The sequence below is a fragment of the Novosphingobium sp. BL-S-34 genome (assembly GCF_056857015.1).
Genome location: NZ_CM166472.1, coordinates 2,970,752 through 2,984,907, shown reverse-complemented (window position 1 = coordinate 2,984,907; position 14,156 = coordinate 2,970,752). Strand labels below are relative to the sequence as shown.

At 63.1% G+C, this 14,156-nt stretch carries 16 protein-coding genes and 1 pseudogene; 11 read left to right on the top strand and 6 right to left on the bottom strand.

Going from position 1 to position 14,156, the window contains the following annotated elements; all coding sequences use genetic code 11:
- The first annotated feature begins 105 nt into the window (after positions 1 to 105).
- Positions 106 to 621 carry a nitroreductase/quinone reductase family protein gene (locus AC1VV3_RS14235; protein ID WP_431568735.1) on the top strand — a complete coding sequence of 172 codons (516 nt, stop codon included), beginning with the start codon at positions 106 to 108 and terminating at the stop codon, positions 619 to 621.
- Positions 622 to 670: 49 nt separating this feature from the next.
- Positions 671 to 1,843, top strand: a complete 1,173-nt coding sequence (locus tag AC1VV3_RS14230; protein ID WP_431568734.1) for an FAS1-like dehydratase domain-containing protein — start codon at positions 671 to 673, stop codon at positions 1,841 to 1,843.
- Between the two features lie 40 nt (positions 1,844 to 1,883).
- Here the strand turns inward: AC1VV3_RS14230 and AC1VV3_RS14225 are convergent, their stop codons facing one another.
- Positions 1,884 to 2,729, bottom strand: a complete 846-nt coding sequence (locus AC1VV3_RS14225; RefSeq protein WP_431568733.1) for a PhzF family phenazine biosynthesis protein — start codon at positions 2,727 to 2,729, stop codon at positions 1,884 to 1,886.
- A 174-nt stretch (positions 2,730 to 2,903) separates the two neighbouring features.
- Between AC1VV3_RS14225 and AC1VV3_RS14220 the strand changes: the two genes are divergently transcribed.
- Entirely contained in the window at positions 2,904 to 3,314 is a 411-nt protein-coding gene (locus AC1VV3_RS14220) for a glycine zipper 2TM domain-containing protein (RefSeq protein ID WP_132261922.1), read from the top strand.
- 82 nt (positions 3,315 to 3,396) lie between these two features.
- On the opposite strand, the gene AC1VV3_RS14215 is transcribed toward AC1VV3_RS14220, so the two are convergent.
- On the bottom strand, positions 3,397 to 4,161 hold the full coding sequence (locus AC1VV3_RS14215) for a GGDEF domain-containing protein (RefSeq protein ID WP_134095053.1): 765 nt from the start codon (positions 4,159 to 4,161) through the stop codon (positions 3,397 to 3,399).
- Positions 4,162 to 4,430: 269 nt separating this feature from the next.
- Here AC1VV3_RS14215 and AC1VV3_RS14210 point away from each other — a divergent pair, with 269 nt between their 5' ends.
- From AC1VV3_RS14210 to AC1VV3_RS14185, 6 genes are all read left to right on the top strand, one after another.
- Complete coding sequence (locus AC1VV3_RS14210; protein WP_132261918.1) at positions 4,431 to 4,763, top strand: glycine zipper 2TM domain-containing protein; 333 nt, start codon at positions 4,431 to 4,433, stop codon at positions 4,761 to 4,763.
- A 121-nt stretch (positions 4,764 to 4,884) separates the two neighbouring features.
- The gene (locus AC1VV3_RS14205) at positions 4,885 to 5,670 is read left to right on the top strand and encodes a sulfotransferase family 2 domain-containing protein (RefSeq protein ID WP_431568732.1); all 786 of its coding nucleotides are present in this window, start codon (positions 4,885 to 4,887) and stop codon (positions 5,668 to 5,670) included.
- Positions 5,671 to 5,895: 225 nt separating this feature from the next.
- Positions 5,896 to 6,633, top strand: a complete 738-nt coding sequence (locus AC1VV3_RS14200) for an SDR family oxidoreductase (RefSeq protein ID WP_431568804.1) — start codon at positions 5,896 to 5,898, stop codon at positions 6,631 to 6,633.
- A gap of 104 nt (positions 6,634 to 6,737) precedes the next feature.
- Complete coding sequence (locus AC1VV3_RS14195) at positions 6,738 to 7,979, top strand: class I SAM-dependent methyltransferase (protein WP_431568803.1); 1,242 nt, start codon at positions 6,738 to 6,740, stop codon at positions 7,977 to 7,979.
- A gap of 88 nt (positions 7,980 to 8,067) precedes the next feature.
- The gene (locus AC1VV3_RS14190; RefSeq protein ID WP_431568731.1) at positions 8,068 to 9,288 is read left to right on the top strand and encodes an argininosuccinate synthase; all 1,221 of its coding nucleotides are present in this window, start codon (positions 8,068 to 8,070) and stop codon (positions 9,286 to 9,288) included.
- Between the two features lie 202 nt (positions 9,289 to 9,490).
- Positions 9,491 to 9,961, top strand: a complete 471-nt coding sequence (locus AC1VV3_RS14185; RefSeq protein ID WP_132261910.1) for a septal ring lytic transglycosylase RlpA family protein — start codon at positions 9,491 to 9,493, stop codon at positions 9,959 to 9,961.
- Positions 9,962 to 10,073: 112 nt separating this feature from the next.
- On the opposite strand, the gene AC1VV3_RS14180 is transcribed toward AC1VV3_RS14185, so the two are convergent.
- Complete coding sequence (locus AC1VV3_RS14180; RefSeq protein ID WP_431568730.1) at positions 10,074 to 10,910, bottom strand: hypothetical protein; 837 nt, start codon at positions 10,908 to 10,910, stop codon at positions 10,074 to 10,076.
- A 619-nt stretch (positions 10,911 to 11,529) separates the two neighbouring features.
- Here AC1VV3_RS14180 and AC1VV3_RS14175 point away from each other — a divergent pair.
- Positions 11,530 to 11,721 (top strand): hypothetical protein, encoded by a 192-nt coding sequence (locus AC1VV3_RS14175; RefSeq protein ID WP_465128050.1) that lies wholly within the window; start codon positions 11,530 to 11,532, stop codon positions 11,719 to 11,721.
- Between the two features lie 131 nt (positions 11,722 to 11,852).
- The gene (locus AC1VV3_RS14170) at positions 11,853 to 12,923 is read left to right on the top strand and encodes an ATP-binding protein (protein WP_431568729.1); all 1,071 of its coding nucleotides are present in this window, start codon (positions 11,853 to 11,855) and stop codon (positions 12,921 to 12,923) included.
- 332 nt (positions 12,924 to 13,255) lie between these two features.
- Here AC1VV3_RS14170 and AC1VV3_RS14165 read toward each other — a convergent pair.
- The 3 genes and pseudogenes from AC1VV3_RS14165 to AC1VV3_RS14155 form a co-directional block, all read right to left on the bottom strand.
- A pseudogene (locus AC1VV3_RS14165) lies at positions 13,256 to 13,441 on the bottom strand (excinuclease ABC subunit A); the annotation flags it as partial.
- Between the two features lie 9 nt (positions 13,442 to 13,450).
- On the bottom strand, positions 13,451 to 13,633 hold the full coding sequence (locus AC1VV3_RS14160) for a hypothetical protein (protein WP_431568728.1): 183 nt from the start codon (positions 13,631 to 13,633) through the stop codon (positions 13,451 to 13,453).
- Entirely contained in the window at positions 13,602 to 14,156 is a 555-nt protein-coding gene (locus tag AC1VV3_RS14155; protein WP_431568727.1) for a hypothetical protein, read from the bottom strand. The genes AC1VV3_RS14160 and AC1VV3_RS14155 overlap by 32 nt, the downstream gene beginning before the upstream one ends.

Below are 14,156 nucleotides of genomic sequence, written 5' to 3'. Positions count from 1 at the left end.
GCTCACACTACGCCCCGGTGATACCTCCACGCCCAGGCCCATCACTGCTGGACCCTGCCCGCGCCTTTCGCGATCCTGCGCCGCGAACAAGGAGAGGCACGCGTCATGAGCGACGAATCGGCAGCGGCAATCAGTGCCGTGCGGCGTGACTGGGTAACCGAGCACCGCGACATGTATTTGCAGTCAGGCGGCGTGCAGGGACACATCATGGACATCACCCCGGTCGGCGGCCGCGCCTTCGCGACGCATTGCCTGGTCAAGTATGTCGGGCGCAAGAGCGGCAAGGTCTTCATCACCCCGCTCTGCTACGCCGATATCGGCGGCGAAGTGGTAATCTGCGGCTCCAAGGGCGGAGCGGATACCCATCCGCAGTGGTACCTCAACCTGGTCGACAGCCCGGACGTCGAGTTCCAGATCGCCACCCAGGCCTTCAAGGGCACCTGGCGAGAACCGGAAGGTGCGGAACGGCAGAAGGTCTGGGACTTCTTCGTAGACTGCCATCCCTTCTACGCCGCCTACCAGACCTCCACCGAGCGGATACTCCCGCTGGTGCTGATGAAGGCCGCCACGGAAATCCCGGTGTTCAAGGCCGAGGACGCCACCGGCACGCGCACCACCTGACCCTCCCCAATCATACCCCCAGGGCCACATTTTCAGGACTTCCAAAGCGATGACCACCACCACGGGCACGATCGACTTCACCGACATCGACCAGTACCTCGGCAAGACCATGGATTTCTCGCCCATGCGCGAGCCTGTCGCCAACAACGACATCCGGCGCTGGGTCCATGCCATGCACTATGCCAACCTGCTGCATTTCGACCCCGCGACCTTCGAAGCCAGCCGCTGGGGCCGCCTCGTGGCGCCGCAGAGCTTCGCCATCGCCACGGACGACGGCCACGGCGCCGCTCCGGCCTGCGTCGGCTGCATCCCCAATTCGCATTTGCTGTTCGGCGGCGACGAATGGTGGTTCTACGGACCGCGCATCGAGGCCGGGGACGTGGTGACCAACACCCGCGTTCCCTTCGACTACAAGGTCAAGGAAACCGGCTTCGGTCCCACCTGCTTCCAGCGGGGAGACAACAACTATTCGAACCAGAAGGGCGAGGAAATTGCCCGGCAGCGCTCCACGGCGATCCGGTATCTCGCCCATGCCGGCGGCGATTCGGTGAAGACCGAAGAGTTCGACGAACCCGAATGGACCGATGAAGCCATCGCCGCGCTCGAGGACCGAAAGTTCGCGTGGGTGAAGATGCTCCACGACCTGGGCCACAAGGAGCGTTGGTGGGATGACGTCGCCGTGGGCGACCAGCTTCCCGAACGCGTCTTCGGCCCGCACTCGATCGCCAGCTTCGCCACCGAATGGCGCGCCTATATCGTCAACACCTGGGGGACGATGAACTTGCGCAAGAACGACCTGGAAGCGCTGGGCTTCACGCGCGAGATGGCCGGGTACGAGAACGACCCCGACATGATGCTGATTAACCCGGCCCTCACCGACGGCGCCTATTACGGCCCCTCGCGCGGGCACCTGTTCCCCAAATATGCCCGCCGCATCGGCATGCCGCGCGGCTATGGCTACGGCGCCTCGATGGGATCGTGGGTAACGGACTTCCTGTCAGGCTGGGCGGGCGAACACGGCATGGTCGTCCACTCCATCGCCAATTACCGCGGCCCCGCGCTCACCGGCGATGTGACGATCCAGACGGCGGAAGTCACCGAAAAATCGGTCGACGTGGAAGGGCGCCACCTCGTCCACGTCAAGCACCTGATGACCAATCAGAACGGCAAGACCATGTGCACCGGCACTGCCGAGGTCGCCCTGCCCAAGAAACCGGGCTGAACCGAATGTCGTCCCGGATCCGATCCGGGACGACGCAGCCTCAGAACGGGCCCGGCATCGCTCCGCCTACCGATACCGTGGCCACCTTGCCCGCGACCCAGATCGCGCCGTCGGTGTCCTGGCGGCAATGGACATATCCGTCCGCGCCGGTCATGCGCCCTTGCGCCGCGACATAGGCCCCGTTCGCCAGACCGCCCGCAAAGAGATATTGCGCCACGGCCGCATTGAGGCTGCCGGTCACCGGATCCTCGCAAAGGCGTCCACTCGCATCCGCGAAGAAAGCACGCAGTTCCCACTGGGGCCCGCCATCCGCCGCACGCGGACCAAGCAAGGCGACATCGGTATGCAGCGGCGCGCGCGCTGCCGGCTCCGCGGCAAGCACCGCATCGTCCGAAGCCATGTGCAGCACCTTCCAGCCCGGCCCGTTTGCGGCGTGGACGCCGGCAACGACGTCTCGCTCGTTCACGCCGCACAGCCGGATCGTCTCGGCAAGATCCGCCGGGTCCAGCGCGCCGGATCGCAGCAGCGGCGGCGCGCGGAACGCCAGCATCCCGCTTTCCTGCCGCACATCGACAAGGCCGATCCCGCATTCCTGCACGATCGTGCCGGCCTGCTTCGGCACCCCGCCGGCCGCCAGCCAGGCATGGGCGGTTCCCAGGGTCGGATGGCCTGCAAAAGGCAGTTCCCCGGCCGGGTAGAAGATCCGTACCCGGTAGTCCGCGCCGGGATCGGTGGGCGGCAACAGGAAGGTCGTTTCCGAAAAGCCCAGCCAGCGCGTGATCCGCAGCATGTCCGCCGCTTCCAGCCCCTCGCCGCCATGCACGACCGCCAGCGGATTTCCCGTGAGCGGACCGGCCGCGAAAACGTCGACCAGATCGAGTTGCATCTTTCGTTTCCTTCTTGTTTTCGGCTACTTGGCGCTAATCCTGCAGCTCTGAAGCGACAAGTGGCCCGAAACGGCTCTCAGGGTTTTTCCCGTGGTTCATTCAGGGTTTTGGAGCAAGGGTCCATTCGGATCGTTATGCCGTTACAGAATTGCATTTCCAGGAAGGAAACCCCGATGAAGAAGACCCTGATGGCGCTGACCATGGCCGCCCTGGTGCTGCCCATGGCCACCCCCGTGGCGGCCCAGATGTGGCGCAACGACGATCGTCATGACAGCCGCGACCGTCACGATGGCCGTTATGACAATCGCGGCCGCAACGACCGCGATCGCTACGATTCGCGCGGCCGCTATCGTGAACCGCATCGCATGAGCCGCAACGATCGCGCCTGGCGCGGCCGCGATGGTCGTTACTACTGCAAGCGCGACAATGGCACGACCGGCCTGATCATCGGCGCTGGCGCCGGCGCGCTGGCCGGCCATGAAATTGCCGGCAATGGCGACCAGACGCTTGGCACGATCATCGGCGGCGTCGCCGGCGGCCTGCTCGGTCGCCAGATCGACAAGGGCGACGTGAAGTGCCGTTGAGCTGACGCGCTCGGCCCTCTCGCGAAAAGGCGCGCCGTCCCTGCGGACGGCGCGCCTTTCTCGTTTACGGTTCCAGCGGCTGTCAGCCCTGTATGGAGACCAGCCTCAGATGGTTCTCGATGGCCGGTTCCGGCGCCGAAACGGTGCAATTGCGACCCTGCCTCTTCGCATCGTACAGTGCCTCGTCCGCCCGCCGCATGACTTCCGGCAGAGACAGCCCATGCGTGGCCGAAACGCCAAGACTGAGCGTGGGCACGACTTTGCCGCCCGCGAATGTCGAGACGGCCAAGTCCGCCACGGTGCGGCGCAGGCGCTCTGCCGCGGCATGGGCCTCGCGGCCATTGCGGGCCTGCAGGAACAGGCCGAATTCCTCTCCGCCAAGCCGTCCGCACAGATCGCCGGCGCGCAAGTTGGACTGGATGGCATCGCCGATCGCCACCAGCACGCGGTCCCCCACGCCGTGGCCGAACCCGTCGTTGATCTGCTTGAAATGGTCGACGTCCGCCACGATCAGCCAGCCATCGCGGTCCGCCATGGCGTCGCGGGTCATCTCGATGAACACGTCGCGGTTGGTAAGGCCGGTCATCCCGTCCACCCGCGCCGTGCGCTCCAGCCGCTTGAAGGCCTGGGCCAGTTCGTCATGAAGCGCCGAAATCCGGGCCTGTTGGCGCAAGAGCACGATGCACACCGGCGCGGACACGGCGAGCGCCACCATCACCCCCAGCACGACGAGTTGTACCGGCATGGCGAAACCAGGCACCAGAGCCACGACCTGCAGCAGCAGCGACGTCGCAGCCACTGACAGGCCGGTCCCGGCAGCGACATTGCGCAAGCCCTGGCTCTTCATGAAAACGAAACCCCAAACCCGTTGAACCCCGCAACTTTGTTAGACCATGATAGTTAACAGTTTGCTGATTTGACGCCGACGTTGGTTAACTTTTTCGATGCCCGACCGCGAGACAGAATTGGCTTGATCAGTACCTAAGCCGTTCGTCGCGCGCGGCCTTCGCTTCGGCGCGTATCTCGCTGCGTGCAATAATGTTCATCGCAGGTTCTGGCGCGCAATGGAATTCGGGACGCCGGTCGTACAAGACATTCAACAAAGAAGGATTTCAGATGCGTAAAGCCATCGCAGCCGCCGCCCTGGCCGCTCTCACCATCCCCGCCACTTTCGCCGTCACCGAAGTGGCCGTGGCCCGCGATCACGGCCCGCGCTATCACCGCACCGACAACGGTGTCCGCTACTGGCGCGGTAACGATGGCCGCTATCGCTGCAAGAAGTCGAACGGCACCACCGGCCTGCTGATCGGCGGCGTTGCCGGCGCCCTGGCCGGTCGCGCCATCGACACCCGCGGCGATCGCGCCACCGGTACCGTGCTCGGCGCTGCCGGCGGCGCCCTGCTCGGCCGTCAGATCGACCGCAACAACTCGCGCCCCCGCTGCCGCTGATAGGGCGTTAATCCCTGAAAAACCACGACGCGCCGCCCCTCCGGACGGCGCGTCGCACGGGTGCCACGACTGAAATATTTCGAAATCGCAGGGCGACGGCAAGGCCCTAAGCCCCCGCCATATGGCACCAGAGCTTGAACGGACTACCGGTACCACCGGCGTCAACCGCATCGTCGCATCGGCCTTTGGCGTAAAGCTGGTCAGCGACGTTCCCGAACGGCTTTGCCGCCACGGACTACGCCCCTGGATCGACGGGAAACGCCGCCGCCGGATCGACCGTATCCGCGCCAGCCGCCTCCTGTTCATCCACGTTCCCAAGAACGCCGGCACTTCGATCTGCGACCGCCTCTACGGCGCCCAGATGAAGCATTGCTCCGCACTCTACTACGCCAGGGTCGCGCCCGATCTGCTGGCCCTGCCGAGCTTCGCGCTTGTCCGCGATCCGGTCGATCGCTTCCTGTCCGCCTTCCGCTATGCCCGCGCGGGAGGAACGCGCCACCGCACGATTTCCGAGCCCTTCCGCGGCCGCTACGGCAGCTTCCGCAGCATTGACGATGCCATCGAACACCTCGCATCGGCGCGGTCTCCTTTCGATGTCGATCACGTCTTCCGTCCCCAAAGCTGGTACCTTCTCGATGCCAGGGGCCGTCCGGCGGTGGACCGGCTGATCCCCTATGAGCGGATCGGCGAAATCGGTCGGCGGTTGGGGCGCGAGGAACTGGACTCTCTGCCCGAGTGGAACCGCAGCGGCGAAACGGGCGAACGGCCCACGGCGAGGCAACTCGACTTTCTATGCCGGTTCTACGAGGCGGATTTCGCCCTGCGCCTTCAGGCCGTGACGGGTATTGCGGCGCCGCAGCGCACCCCCGGCCGCGCCGCCGCCCCGGTTCCCTCGCTGGCGGGCTGAAGGGTCTTGGAGAGCGGATACGTACAGAACCGCTCACAAGCCTTTCCTACAGGCCCAGTCTGTGCTCCTATGCACGCCGATGACCGCCTGCCTGCCCCCCCCTTGCCGTCCTGCCTTTCTCCGCACCGGACCGACCGTCGAGGGGGCCGCAGGAACTTCGCCTGAACCGTGTAAACCGTGTCAACCTGTCACGACGGCGGCCCTTCGTTGAGCGAGCTGCCGACCATGCTGGTAACCGGCGGCGCCAAGCGAATCGGCGCCGCGATCGCCCGCAGGTTCGGAGCGGCCGGCTGGCATGTCGTCATCCACTACGGCCATTCGCGAGACCAGGCCGAAGCGCTCGCCGCGCAATTGCCCTCCGCCGAAGTGGTAAGCTGCGAACTGGACGACTGGAACGCCGGACCTGCGATGATCCGGGACCTCGCCAGCCGCTTTCCCGACTGGCGCGTTTTGGTCAATTGCGCGGGAATGTTCGACCTCGACACGGCGCAGGCGCTCGATCCCGCGACTTTCGACAAGGCCATGCGCGTGAACGCGGGAACGCCGGCCCGGCTGGCTCAGGCCTTCCTTGCCAGCGCACGCGCCGCCGGCGGCCGGCGGGTCATCCACGTCACCGACCAGAAGCTGCTCAACCCGAACCCGGACTTCTTCTCCTACACGATGAGCAAGCACGCGCTCGCCGCCACGATCCCGATGCTGTCGATGGCGCGCCCGCAGGCCGAGGACAGGATCTACGGCCTGGCGCCGGGCGCCATACTCGCCAGCCACGACCAGACCGAAGCCGAAGCCGAAGTCTCGCACCGCATGAACCTGCTCGGCCGCAAGACCACGGCCGAGGACGTCGCTTCCGCGGCCCTGTTCCTGTCGGATGGCTGGCTGGAAAGCGGCGAGACGCTCTATGTCGATTCCGGCCAGCACCTTCTCGCGCAGCCGCGCGATGTCCTCTTCCTCGCCCGCCAGTGAAAGACACCTGGCGGACGTGAACCTGACTCGTCCTCGCTTGCGCAGATCGCACGCGAAACCCTCTTGCACCGGGCCTAAGCGCCCTTCACAAATGGTTGATGGCAATGGGAATTCTTGATCACTTCCTCCAGCGCGGCGTCCGCAAGGGTGTCCTGGAGGTCGTCCGCCCCGATGGCAGCGTCAAACGCTTCGGCACGTCCACCCCCGGCTTTCCCGAAGTCCGCATCCGCTTCACCGACGCGAAGGGCGAACGGCGCATCCTCACCGATCCCCGCCTTGGCGCAGCGGAAGCCTTCATGGATGGCCAGCTCGTCATCGAGCAGGGCGACATCATGGAAATGGTCGAACTGATCCGCGCCAATGCGAAGTGGGACAAGGGCGGCGAACTACACGAACATACGCCATTCAAGAAGCTGAAGGGCAAAGTCGTCACGCTGGTCGACGGCATCAACAAGGCCGCGAGCGCCAAGAAGAACATCGCTCACCACTACGACATCGGCAACGATCTCTATAACCTGTTCCTCGACATCGAGCACATGCAGTATTCCTGCGCCTACTGGCCGGAACCCGGCATCACGCTCGAACAGGCGCAGACGGCGAAACTGGCGCATATCGCCGCCAAGCTCGCGCTCGAACCCGGCCAGCGGGTGCTCGACATCGGCTGCGGCTGGGGCGGGATGGCGATCTACCTCGCAAAGCACGCCGGTGTCTCGGTACTTGGCATTACCCTCAGCGAGGAACAGCTTGCCCTCGCCCGCGAACGTGCCGAACAGGCCGGCGTGGCGGACAAGGTCACTTTCGAACTCGTCGACTACCGCGATCTGGCCGCGCGCGGCGCCAAGTTCGACCGGATCGTCTCGGTCGGCATGTTCGAGCATGTCGGGCAGGCGCAGTTCAGCCAGTTCTTCAAGGCCGTCGGCAACCTCCTCACCGACGACGGCGTCATGCTGCTGCACACCATCGGCCGCATGGGCGGCCCAGGTGCGACCGATGCCTTCACGCGCAAGTATATCTTTCCCGGCGGCTACATCCCCGCGCTCAGCGAGACCGTGGCAGCCAGCGAGAAGTTCCGCCTGATCGCCACCGATGTCGAGAACCTGCGCCTGCATTACGCGTTGACCCTGCGCGAATGGTACAAGCGCTGCGTCGCCAACAAGGAAGCCATCGTCAATCTGATGGACGAGCGCTTCTACCGGATGTGGATCTTCTACCTGGCGGGCGCCACCGCGGCCTTCGAAAGCGGCGGCATGTGCAATTACCAGATCCAGTATTCGCGCAGCCGTCTCGCCCTGCCGCTCACGCGGGACTACATCGCCGCGAACGAAACCGCACTGCTCGCCGGATAGCCCCGGGCCTTTCCTTCATTGCGCAGAGGGGCGCGTGCTGATAGGCGCGCGTCCCGAATCCACTGCCCTTTCTGCGGAGCCCGCGCCCATGTCCGACAGCATCAAGAAGGTCGTCCTCGCCTACTCCGGCGGCCTCGACACCAGCGTCATCCTGAAGTGGCTTCAGGTAACCTACAATTGCGAAGTCGTGACCTTCACGGCGGACCTGGGCCAGGGCGAGGAACTCGAACCCGCGCGCGCCAAGGCCAAGCTGATGGGCCTGCCTGACGAAAACATCTACATCGACGACCTGCGCGAGGAATTCGTGCGCGACTTCGTCTTCCCGATGATGCGCGCCAATGCCCGTTACGAAGGCGATTATCTCCTTGGCACCTCGATCGCCCGCCCGCTGATCTCCAAGCGCCTCATCGAGATCGCACACGCGACCGGCGCCGATGCGGTTGCGCATGGTGCGACCGGCAAGGGCAACGACCAGGTCCGCTTCGAACTCTCGGCCTATGCCCTCGACCCGAACATCAAGGTCATCGCCCCTTGGCGCGAGTGGGACCTGACCAGCCGCACCGCCCTCATCGCCTGGGCCGAGCAGCACCAGATCCCCGTCCCCAAGGACAAGCGCGGCGAAAGCCCCTTCTCCACCGACGCGAACCTCCTCCACACTTCGTCCGAAGGCAAAGTCCTGGAAGATCCGTGGGAAGAGACCCCGGACTACGTCTACTCGCGCACCGTCAACCCGGAAGACGCGCCGGACGCGGCGGAATACATCACCATCGACTTCGAGAAGGGTGACGGCGTCGCTCTCAACGGCGTTGCGATGTCCCCCGCCTCGCTCCTCACTGCGCTCAACGAACTCGGCCGCAAGCACGGCATCGGCCGCCTCGACCTCGTCGAGAACCGCTTCGTCGGCATGAAGTCGCGCGGGATGTATGAGACGCCGGGCGGCGAGATCTACGCCCGCGCCCATCGCGGGATCGAGCAGATCACGCTCGACCGCGGCGCCGCGCACCTCAAGGACGAGCTGATGCCGAAGTACGCAGAGCTCATCTACAACGGCTTCTGGTTCGCACCGGAGCGCGAGATGCTCCAGGCCGCCATCGATCACTCGCAGCTGCGCGTGAACGGCACCGTTCGCCTCAAGCTCTACAAGGGCAATGCCTCGGTCGTCGGCCGCAAGTCGCCGGACTCGCTCTACTCCGAACGCCACGTCACGTTCGAGGACGATGCCGGTGCCTACGACCAGAAGGACGCCGCCGGTTTCATCAAGCTGAACGCCCTGCGACTCCGTCTCCTGGCCCAGCGCGACGCCAAGTAAGACCCGGGATTCGGCCTTCCGAATCCTTTCAATGCGTTAACGACATAGGGCGGCCCGTTGCGAAAGAGCGATGGGCCGCTTTTGCATGGGTCCCCTTGGCGACGAACTGCCTGTAGGACTCCTCCGCATGACGGGGAAGCACAACCAACCGCATAAAGCCCACCGAATTGCTCGGATCGGCTTTGCTCTTGCCACCGCTGCCATGCTGGTAGCTCCGGCCTCCTCGGCGGTTGCCGAGTCGAAGCTGGCGCCCGCAAAGGTGGCCGAGGCCCCGGCTTCTGCCGCCGTCATCCCTGCCCCCGCCATGCCCGCTCCGGTTGCCGCGCTTCCGCAGTCGCTTGAGCAGGATACGCAGGAATTCGAGGATATTCGCGGTGGCACCGCCAGCTTCTACGGCCACTCGCTTCGGGGAGCCCGCACCGCCAGCGGCGAGCGCTTCAACCCGGACGAACTGACCGCCGCACACCCCTCGCTGCCTTTCGGCACCATGCTGCGCGTCACTAACGCCATGACCGGCGACTCCGTGATGGTCCGCATCAACGACCGCGGCCCGTTCCATTCCAACCGCGTGATCGACCTCTCCGAGGCCGCCGCCAAGGAAATCGGCATCGCGCGCATGGGTTCCGGCAAAGTCGAGCTGGCCGTTCTTTCCGACGGCTCCGACAACGACTGATCCCGCCCGGCTCCTACCGCCGGCCAATGCTCCGAAGAAGCGCAGGCCCTCTGAAAAAGGGTAGGCCGACGCGGTAACGGAGGGGGTGGGGAAGCACCGCGCCGGCCTTCACTCACAATAACATCGTACCGCCTGCCGGGTTCCCGGACGAGCCGAACATTCTTCGCCGCCCCCGCACCCAGGCCCGCCGTATCGGCCCGAGGTTGACACGGTTGACACGGTCCAGAGACCGAAAACGCACTCCCGTCCCCAGCCCCGTCCCCGACCTTCCGTCCAGCGACTTGAACTCAAGCGGCCCCTCCTGCCCGCCCCCGCTCTCGCCATAGCCGCCCTCGCCGCCCGAGACGCCGCACACCGCATCGACCGCCGCGAAAGCCCGGTCCTGCCAGACATCCCAAGCCGCCCCCGCCAGCGACCGCCAGACGGCCAAACCCTCGTCCGGCTCGTCCTCCGGCCCGGCCTCGCCCGCCGCCACCGCGCCCAGCCACGCCTCGTAAGCCGCCTCGGCATAAGGCTCGGCCATGCGATCGACATAGACCGCGCGCGCCACCGGCAGGACCGGATCGGGCCGCGACGCCGGCCGCGTCGCCGCCAGAGCCCGCGAACCCGCATCGGCCGAGCAGACCATGTCCGCCTCCGGAGCCTCGCCCGCCAGCAGTGCCAGCACCTCGTCGAACCGCCCGGCGAGATCCTCCACCCCCTCGCCCGAGACATCCGCCCCCGCCGCCCGGTCGAGCCGCGCCAAATGCGCCAGGAGCAGCCGCGTATCGAACCGCCGCCGCACCGCCACCTGCTCGCCGTGATAGAACACCGGCTCCTCCACCCCATCGAGCGCCCGCGTCGCCAGCACTTCCTCGACATGCCGCCGCGCCAGCACCAGCGCCGCCTCCCACCCCTGCCCGAAGACCCGGTCCCGCCGCCGCAACACGTAAGCCGACTGCCGCGACATCCCCACCCGCGCCGCCGCCGCCCGCACGTCGCCCTTCTCGGAGAGATGATCGAGAAACCGCACCTTCCGCGCGGGCGTCCACCCATTGTCGGAGCCTGTCGCGGAGGCGGAGTGCCTTGAAGAGGAGCCGGCAGAAGAAGCACAAGTACGAGGGCCATCGCCCTCGCGCTCCCCGAATGTATCCGCCGCGCCCCACCGATCTGGAGCGGACGCCTTGAGAGCCTCGGTCACAGCGTCCGCACAAGCCGGGGCCTCGGTGCCGAAGCCCCTTTCGTCATCCCAGAGAAAGCTGGGACCGCTGTCGGCCTGAGGCCCACGATGAGGAAAGACCTCCTCCGGTAACCCGACATCCCAAGAAGCCGGAATCCACCCCCTCCCGACAGCGGTGGGATACGAAGATTTGGAACGATCGGACATGGTTCATCCCCAGAACTGGAGCCAATGCCCCGACACAGCCGCGTCGGGTTGAACCGGATCATTTATCGCATGTGCGCGACTGTAGGAAAGTGAGGATCGCCCAAAGGTATCTTCCCTCGTTTTATGTGGAGACTCATTTACGCTGATTGTTACAATTACGGTTCTGATATAAGAACTTAGTCTTTTCCGGTTGGGGGAAACGATGGAACCGAATTCGATTCCGACTATGTCGCAAGAGCAAGCTTATGCGCTCTGTAAACGGCCAGAAGATCAATTCTTTGACCGTAAGTCAGCTCTGTCCAAAGCTAAAACTGCTCAGAAAATTGCCGTCGCTTTCGCCAACGCAGAAGGAGGGAAATTGCGTTCGGCATCAAAGATGACAAAGAAGAAATAAATCCCAAAAATAAAATATCACTCTTTGCGTCACCAGAAGACGCCAATGATGTACTTCACAATATATGCTCTTTAAATCCTCCGGTAACCTTTAGATATTCTTTTCATACCGTAGAGGATAACGAAGGCTACTTGCTCCGTGTTTTTGTCGACAAAACCCAGCACGTACACTGCACCGCCGATGGAACTACTTACAAGCGACTCGGCGCGAGCAGCGTTGCGGTCAAAGACCCTAATGAAATTTCCCAATTGGCATTTTCAAAAGGCGCCATAAGCTTTGAAAACACCAAACTGATCAATCACAAAGCTGAAGATATAGTTGAAACAGAACAGGCTAGTATTTTAACTAGCTCCATTCCCGAAGGCCCTGACACACTCGCATTTGCGATAAATGAAGGGTTAATTGATCGAGAGGATTGGAAGCCTTTTGTGGCTGGCGCACTTCTTCTTTCTGAGAATCCGCAAGGCTTGATCCCAACAAGATGTGAATGTCGCATCGTATTCTACGACACCCGCGAAGAGCGGCCGGAGCGCGAGCACCTAAAGATAAATGAAACCATCGGAGGGCCACTTTATGCACAGATACACAAGGTCGTCGATCGAATCACAGAAATAATATCGGGAATTAGTATTCTTACCCCAGAAGGTATTAAAAAGGTGGATTACCCACCGGAAGCAATCTGGGAGATATTGACCAATGCCATCATCCACCGCGACTATTCCATCGCCGATGACACGCAAATATTGATTTTTCAAAACAGAATTGAGATTATCAGCCCGGGAACATTACCTGCTTTTGTCAATCTAGACAATATACTCGACGTTCGATATAGTAGAAACCCAAAAATAGTCAGAACACTTCGTCGCTATCCAAACGCACCCAATCAGGATTTAGGCGAAGGGCTAAATACTGCCTATCAGAAAATGCAAGATCGACGACTCAAACCCCCCGTCATTGAGATCAACAACAACTCGGTCAAAGTTATTATCGCTCACACGCCTCTTGCGACTCCAGAAGAAGCGGTGATTGAGTTCTTAAAAACTAACGACAGTATTCGTAACAGCGAAGCGCGAGAATTAACTGGAATCAAGAGTGAAAATAAAATGAAGGACGTCTTATATCGCCTACGAGACCAAGGTCTAATTTACCTAGACCCCGAACTCAAAGGAAACAAAGCCACGTGGAGAAAGAAAAAATTATAAGATAAAGCGATGTCAGTATTGGCGCCTGATCGATGCGGTCGTGGAAAAACTGAACTCAACCCACATTCGTCATTGCGAGCGTAGCGAAGCAATCCAGAGTCGGTCTCACGCCGCCCTGGATTGCTTCGCTACGCTCGCAATGACGATGGGAGGGGGGCATTTGTGCGCTGTTTCTCTGCGTGCTCTAAAAGAAAAGCGCCCTACCCTTTCGGGGGGGGGACGACGGGTGATGATGGGTTGGCCCCATCAGAAACCCTAGCTCGACAGGCCAACGGTCCCGGATCAAGTCCGGGGCGACGGGTTTACTGGCGGAGCAACTACTGACGGCGCCCCTACTTCGCCCAGCTGGAAAGCAACGGCTTCAAATAGCGCCCGGTGAAGGACGTCTTCACTTTGACGATATCCTCCGGCGCGCCTTCGGCGATCATCTGGCCGCCGCGGACGCCGCCTTCCGGGCCGATGTCGATGATACAGTCGGCGGTCTTGATGACGTCGAAGTTGTGCTCGATCACCACCATCCACGCCAGTTACCAGTTGGCGTCCGTATTTTCGATTTCATCGAGAAGCGCCTGCTTCGACGGAGTACGCCGCGTACCGTCGTTACGGGGTATTCGGATTTCAGGCGCCCCTTCACGACGCCGGGCGATGCTCCGCGCCAGCGTTTCCAGCGTCAGCGGCTCACGCTTCGTCTGCAAGGTCTTGAAGGCCATGGCTGCCTGCCGTTTCCTCTGAAATCCGTCGTTCCATATAGGCCATGTCCAGACCCTCGCAAAGCGCATAGAGCGCGCGGGCCTGCCCCAGCATTTCCGGCGCACTGCCTGACGCGTACTGGCCCATGCGGTCGGCAATGATATCCTCGGGCGCGATGATGGCGACGGCGCCGTCATCGCCGAGTTCGAGCACACGCACCATGGCGCGATCCGCGAGCCCTCCAAGCAGGGTGTCGGATACGACCTCGAACCCCATGCCCAGCTCCCGATGTATCCAGCCGCGCGTGCTTTTTCCGGGGCCGGATGGGCGTTCGAAGCCGAAGCGGACGAACTGCTCTTCCAGCAAATCCTGCCGACCGCAGATCAGGTCGAAATCGCCAGTGGCGATCTGGCCTTGCGTATAGATTTCCACTGCCGCACCGCCGACGAGGATCGGCGGGCGATGCCCCGCATCGTCCATGGCCATGCTGACACGCGCGAGAACGCGCAAGGCGTCCTCGAACTGCGCGCGCCAGCCTGTCAC

Excerpts from the sequence above, each read along its gene's own strand:
- AC1VV3_RS14220 (WP_132261922.1), top strand. The coding sequence starts at position 2,904 with ATGAAGAAGACCCTGATGGCGCTGACCATGGCCGCCCTGGTGCTGCCC.
- AC1VV3_RS14205 (WP_431568732.1), top strand. The coding sequence starts at position 4,885 with ATGGCACCAGAGCTTGAACGGACTACCGGTACCACCGGCGTCAACCGC.
- AC1VV3_RS14195 (WP_431568803.1), top strand. The coding sequence starts at position 6,738 with ATGGGAATTCTTGATCACTTCCTCCAGCGCGGCGTCCGCAAGGGTGTC.
- AC1VV3_RS14235 (WP_431568735.1), top strand. The coding sequence starts at position 106 with ATGAGCGACGAATCGGCAGCGGCAATCAGTGCCGTGCGGCGTGACTGG.
- AC1VV3_RS14200 (WP_431568804.1), top strand. The coding sequence starts at position 5,896 with ATGCTGGTAACCGGCGGCGCCAAGCGAATCGGCGCCGCGATCGCCCGC.
- AC1VV3_RS14175 (WP_465128050.1), top strand. The coding sequence starts at position 11,530 with ATGGAACCGAATTCGATTCCGACTATGTCGCAAGAGCAAGCTTATGCG.
- AC1VV3_RS14225 (WP_431568733.1), bottom strand. The coding sequence starts at position 2,729 with ATGCAACTCGATCTGGTCGACGTTTTCGCGGCCGGTCCGCTCACGGGA.
- AC1VV3_RS14215 (WP_134095053.1), bottom strand. The coding sequence starts at position 4,161 with ATGAAGAGCCAGGGCTTGCGCAATGTCGCTGCCGGGACCGGCCTGTCA.
- AC1VV3_RS14185 (WP_132261910.1), top strand. The coding sequence starts at position 9,491 with ATGCTGGTAGCTCCGGCCTCCTCGGCGGTTGCCGAGTCGAAGCTGGCG.
- AC1VV3_RS14180 (WP_431568730.1), bottom strand. The coding sequence starts at position 10,910 with ATGTCGCGGCAGTCGGCTTACGTGTTGCGGCGGCGGGACCGGGTCTTC.
- AC1VV3_RS14190 (WP_431568731.1), top strand. The coding sequence starts at position 8,068 with ATGTCCGACAGCATCAAGAAGGTCGTCCTCGCCTACTCCGGCGGCCTC.
- AC1VV3_RS14230 (WP_431568734.1), top strand. The coding sequence starts at position 671 with ATGACCACCACCACGGGCACGATCGACTTCACCGACATCGACCAGTAC.
- AC1VV3_RS14160 (WP_431568728.1), bottom strand. The coding sequence starts at position 13,633 with ATGGCCTTCAAGACCTTGCAGACGAAGCGTGAGCCGCTGACGCTGGAA.
- AC1VV3_RS14210 (WP_132261918.1), top strand. The coding sequence starts at position 4,431 with ATGCGTAAAGCCATCGCAGCCGCCGCCCTGGCCGCTCTCACCATCCCC.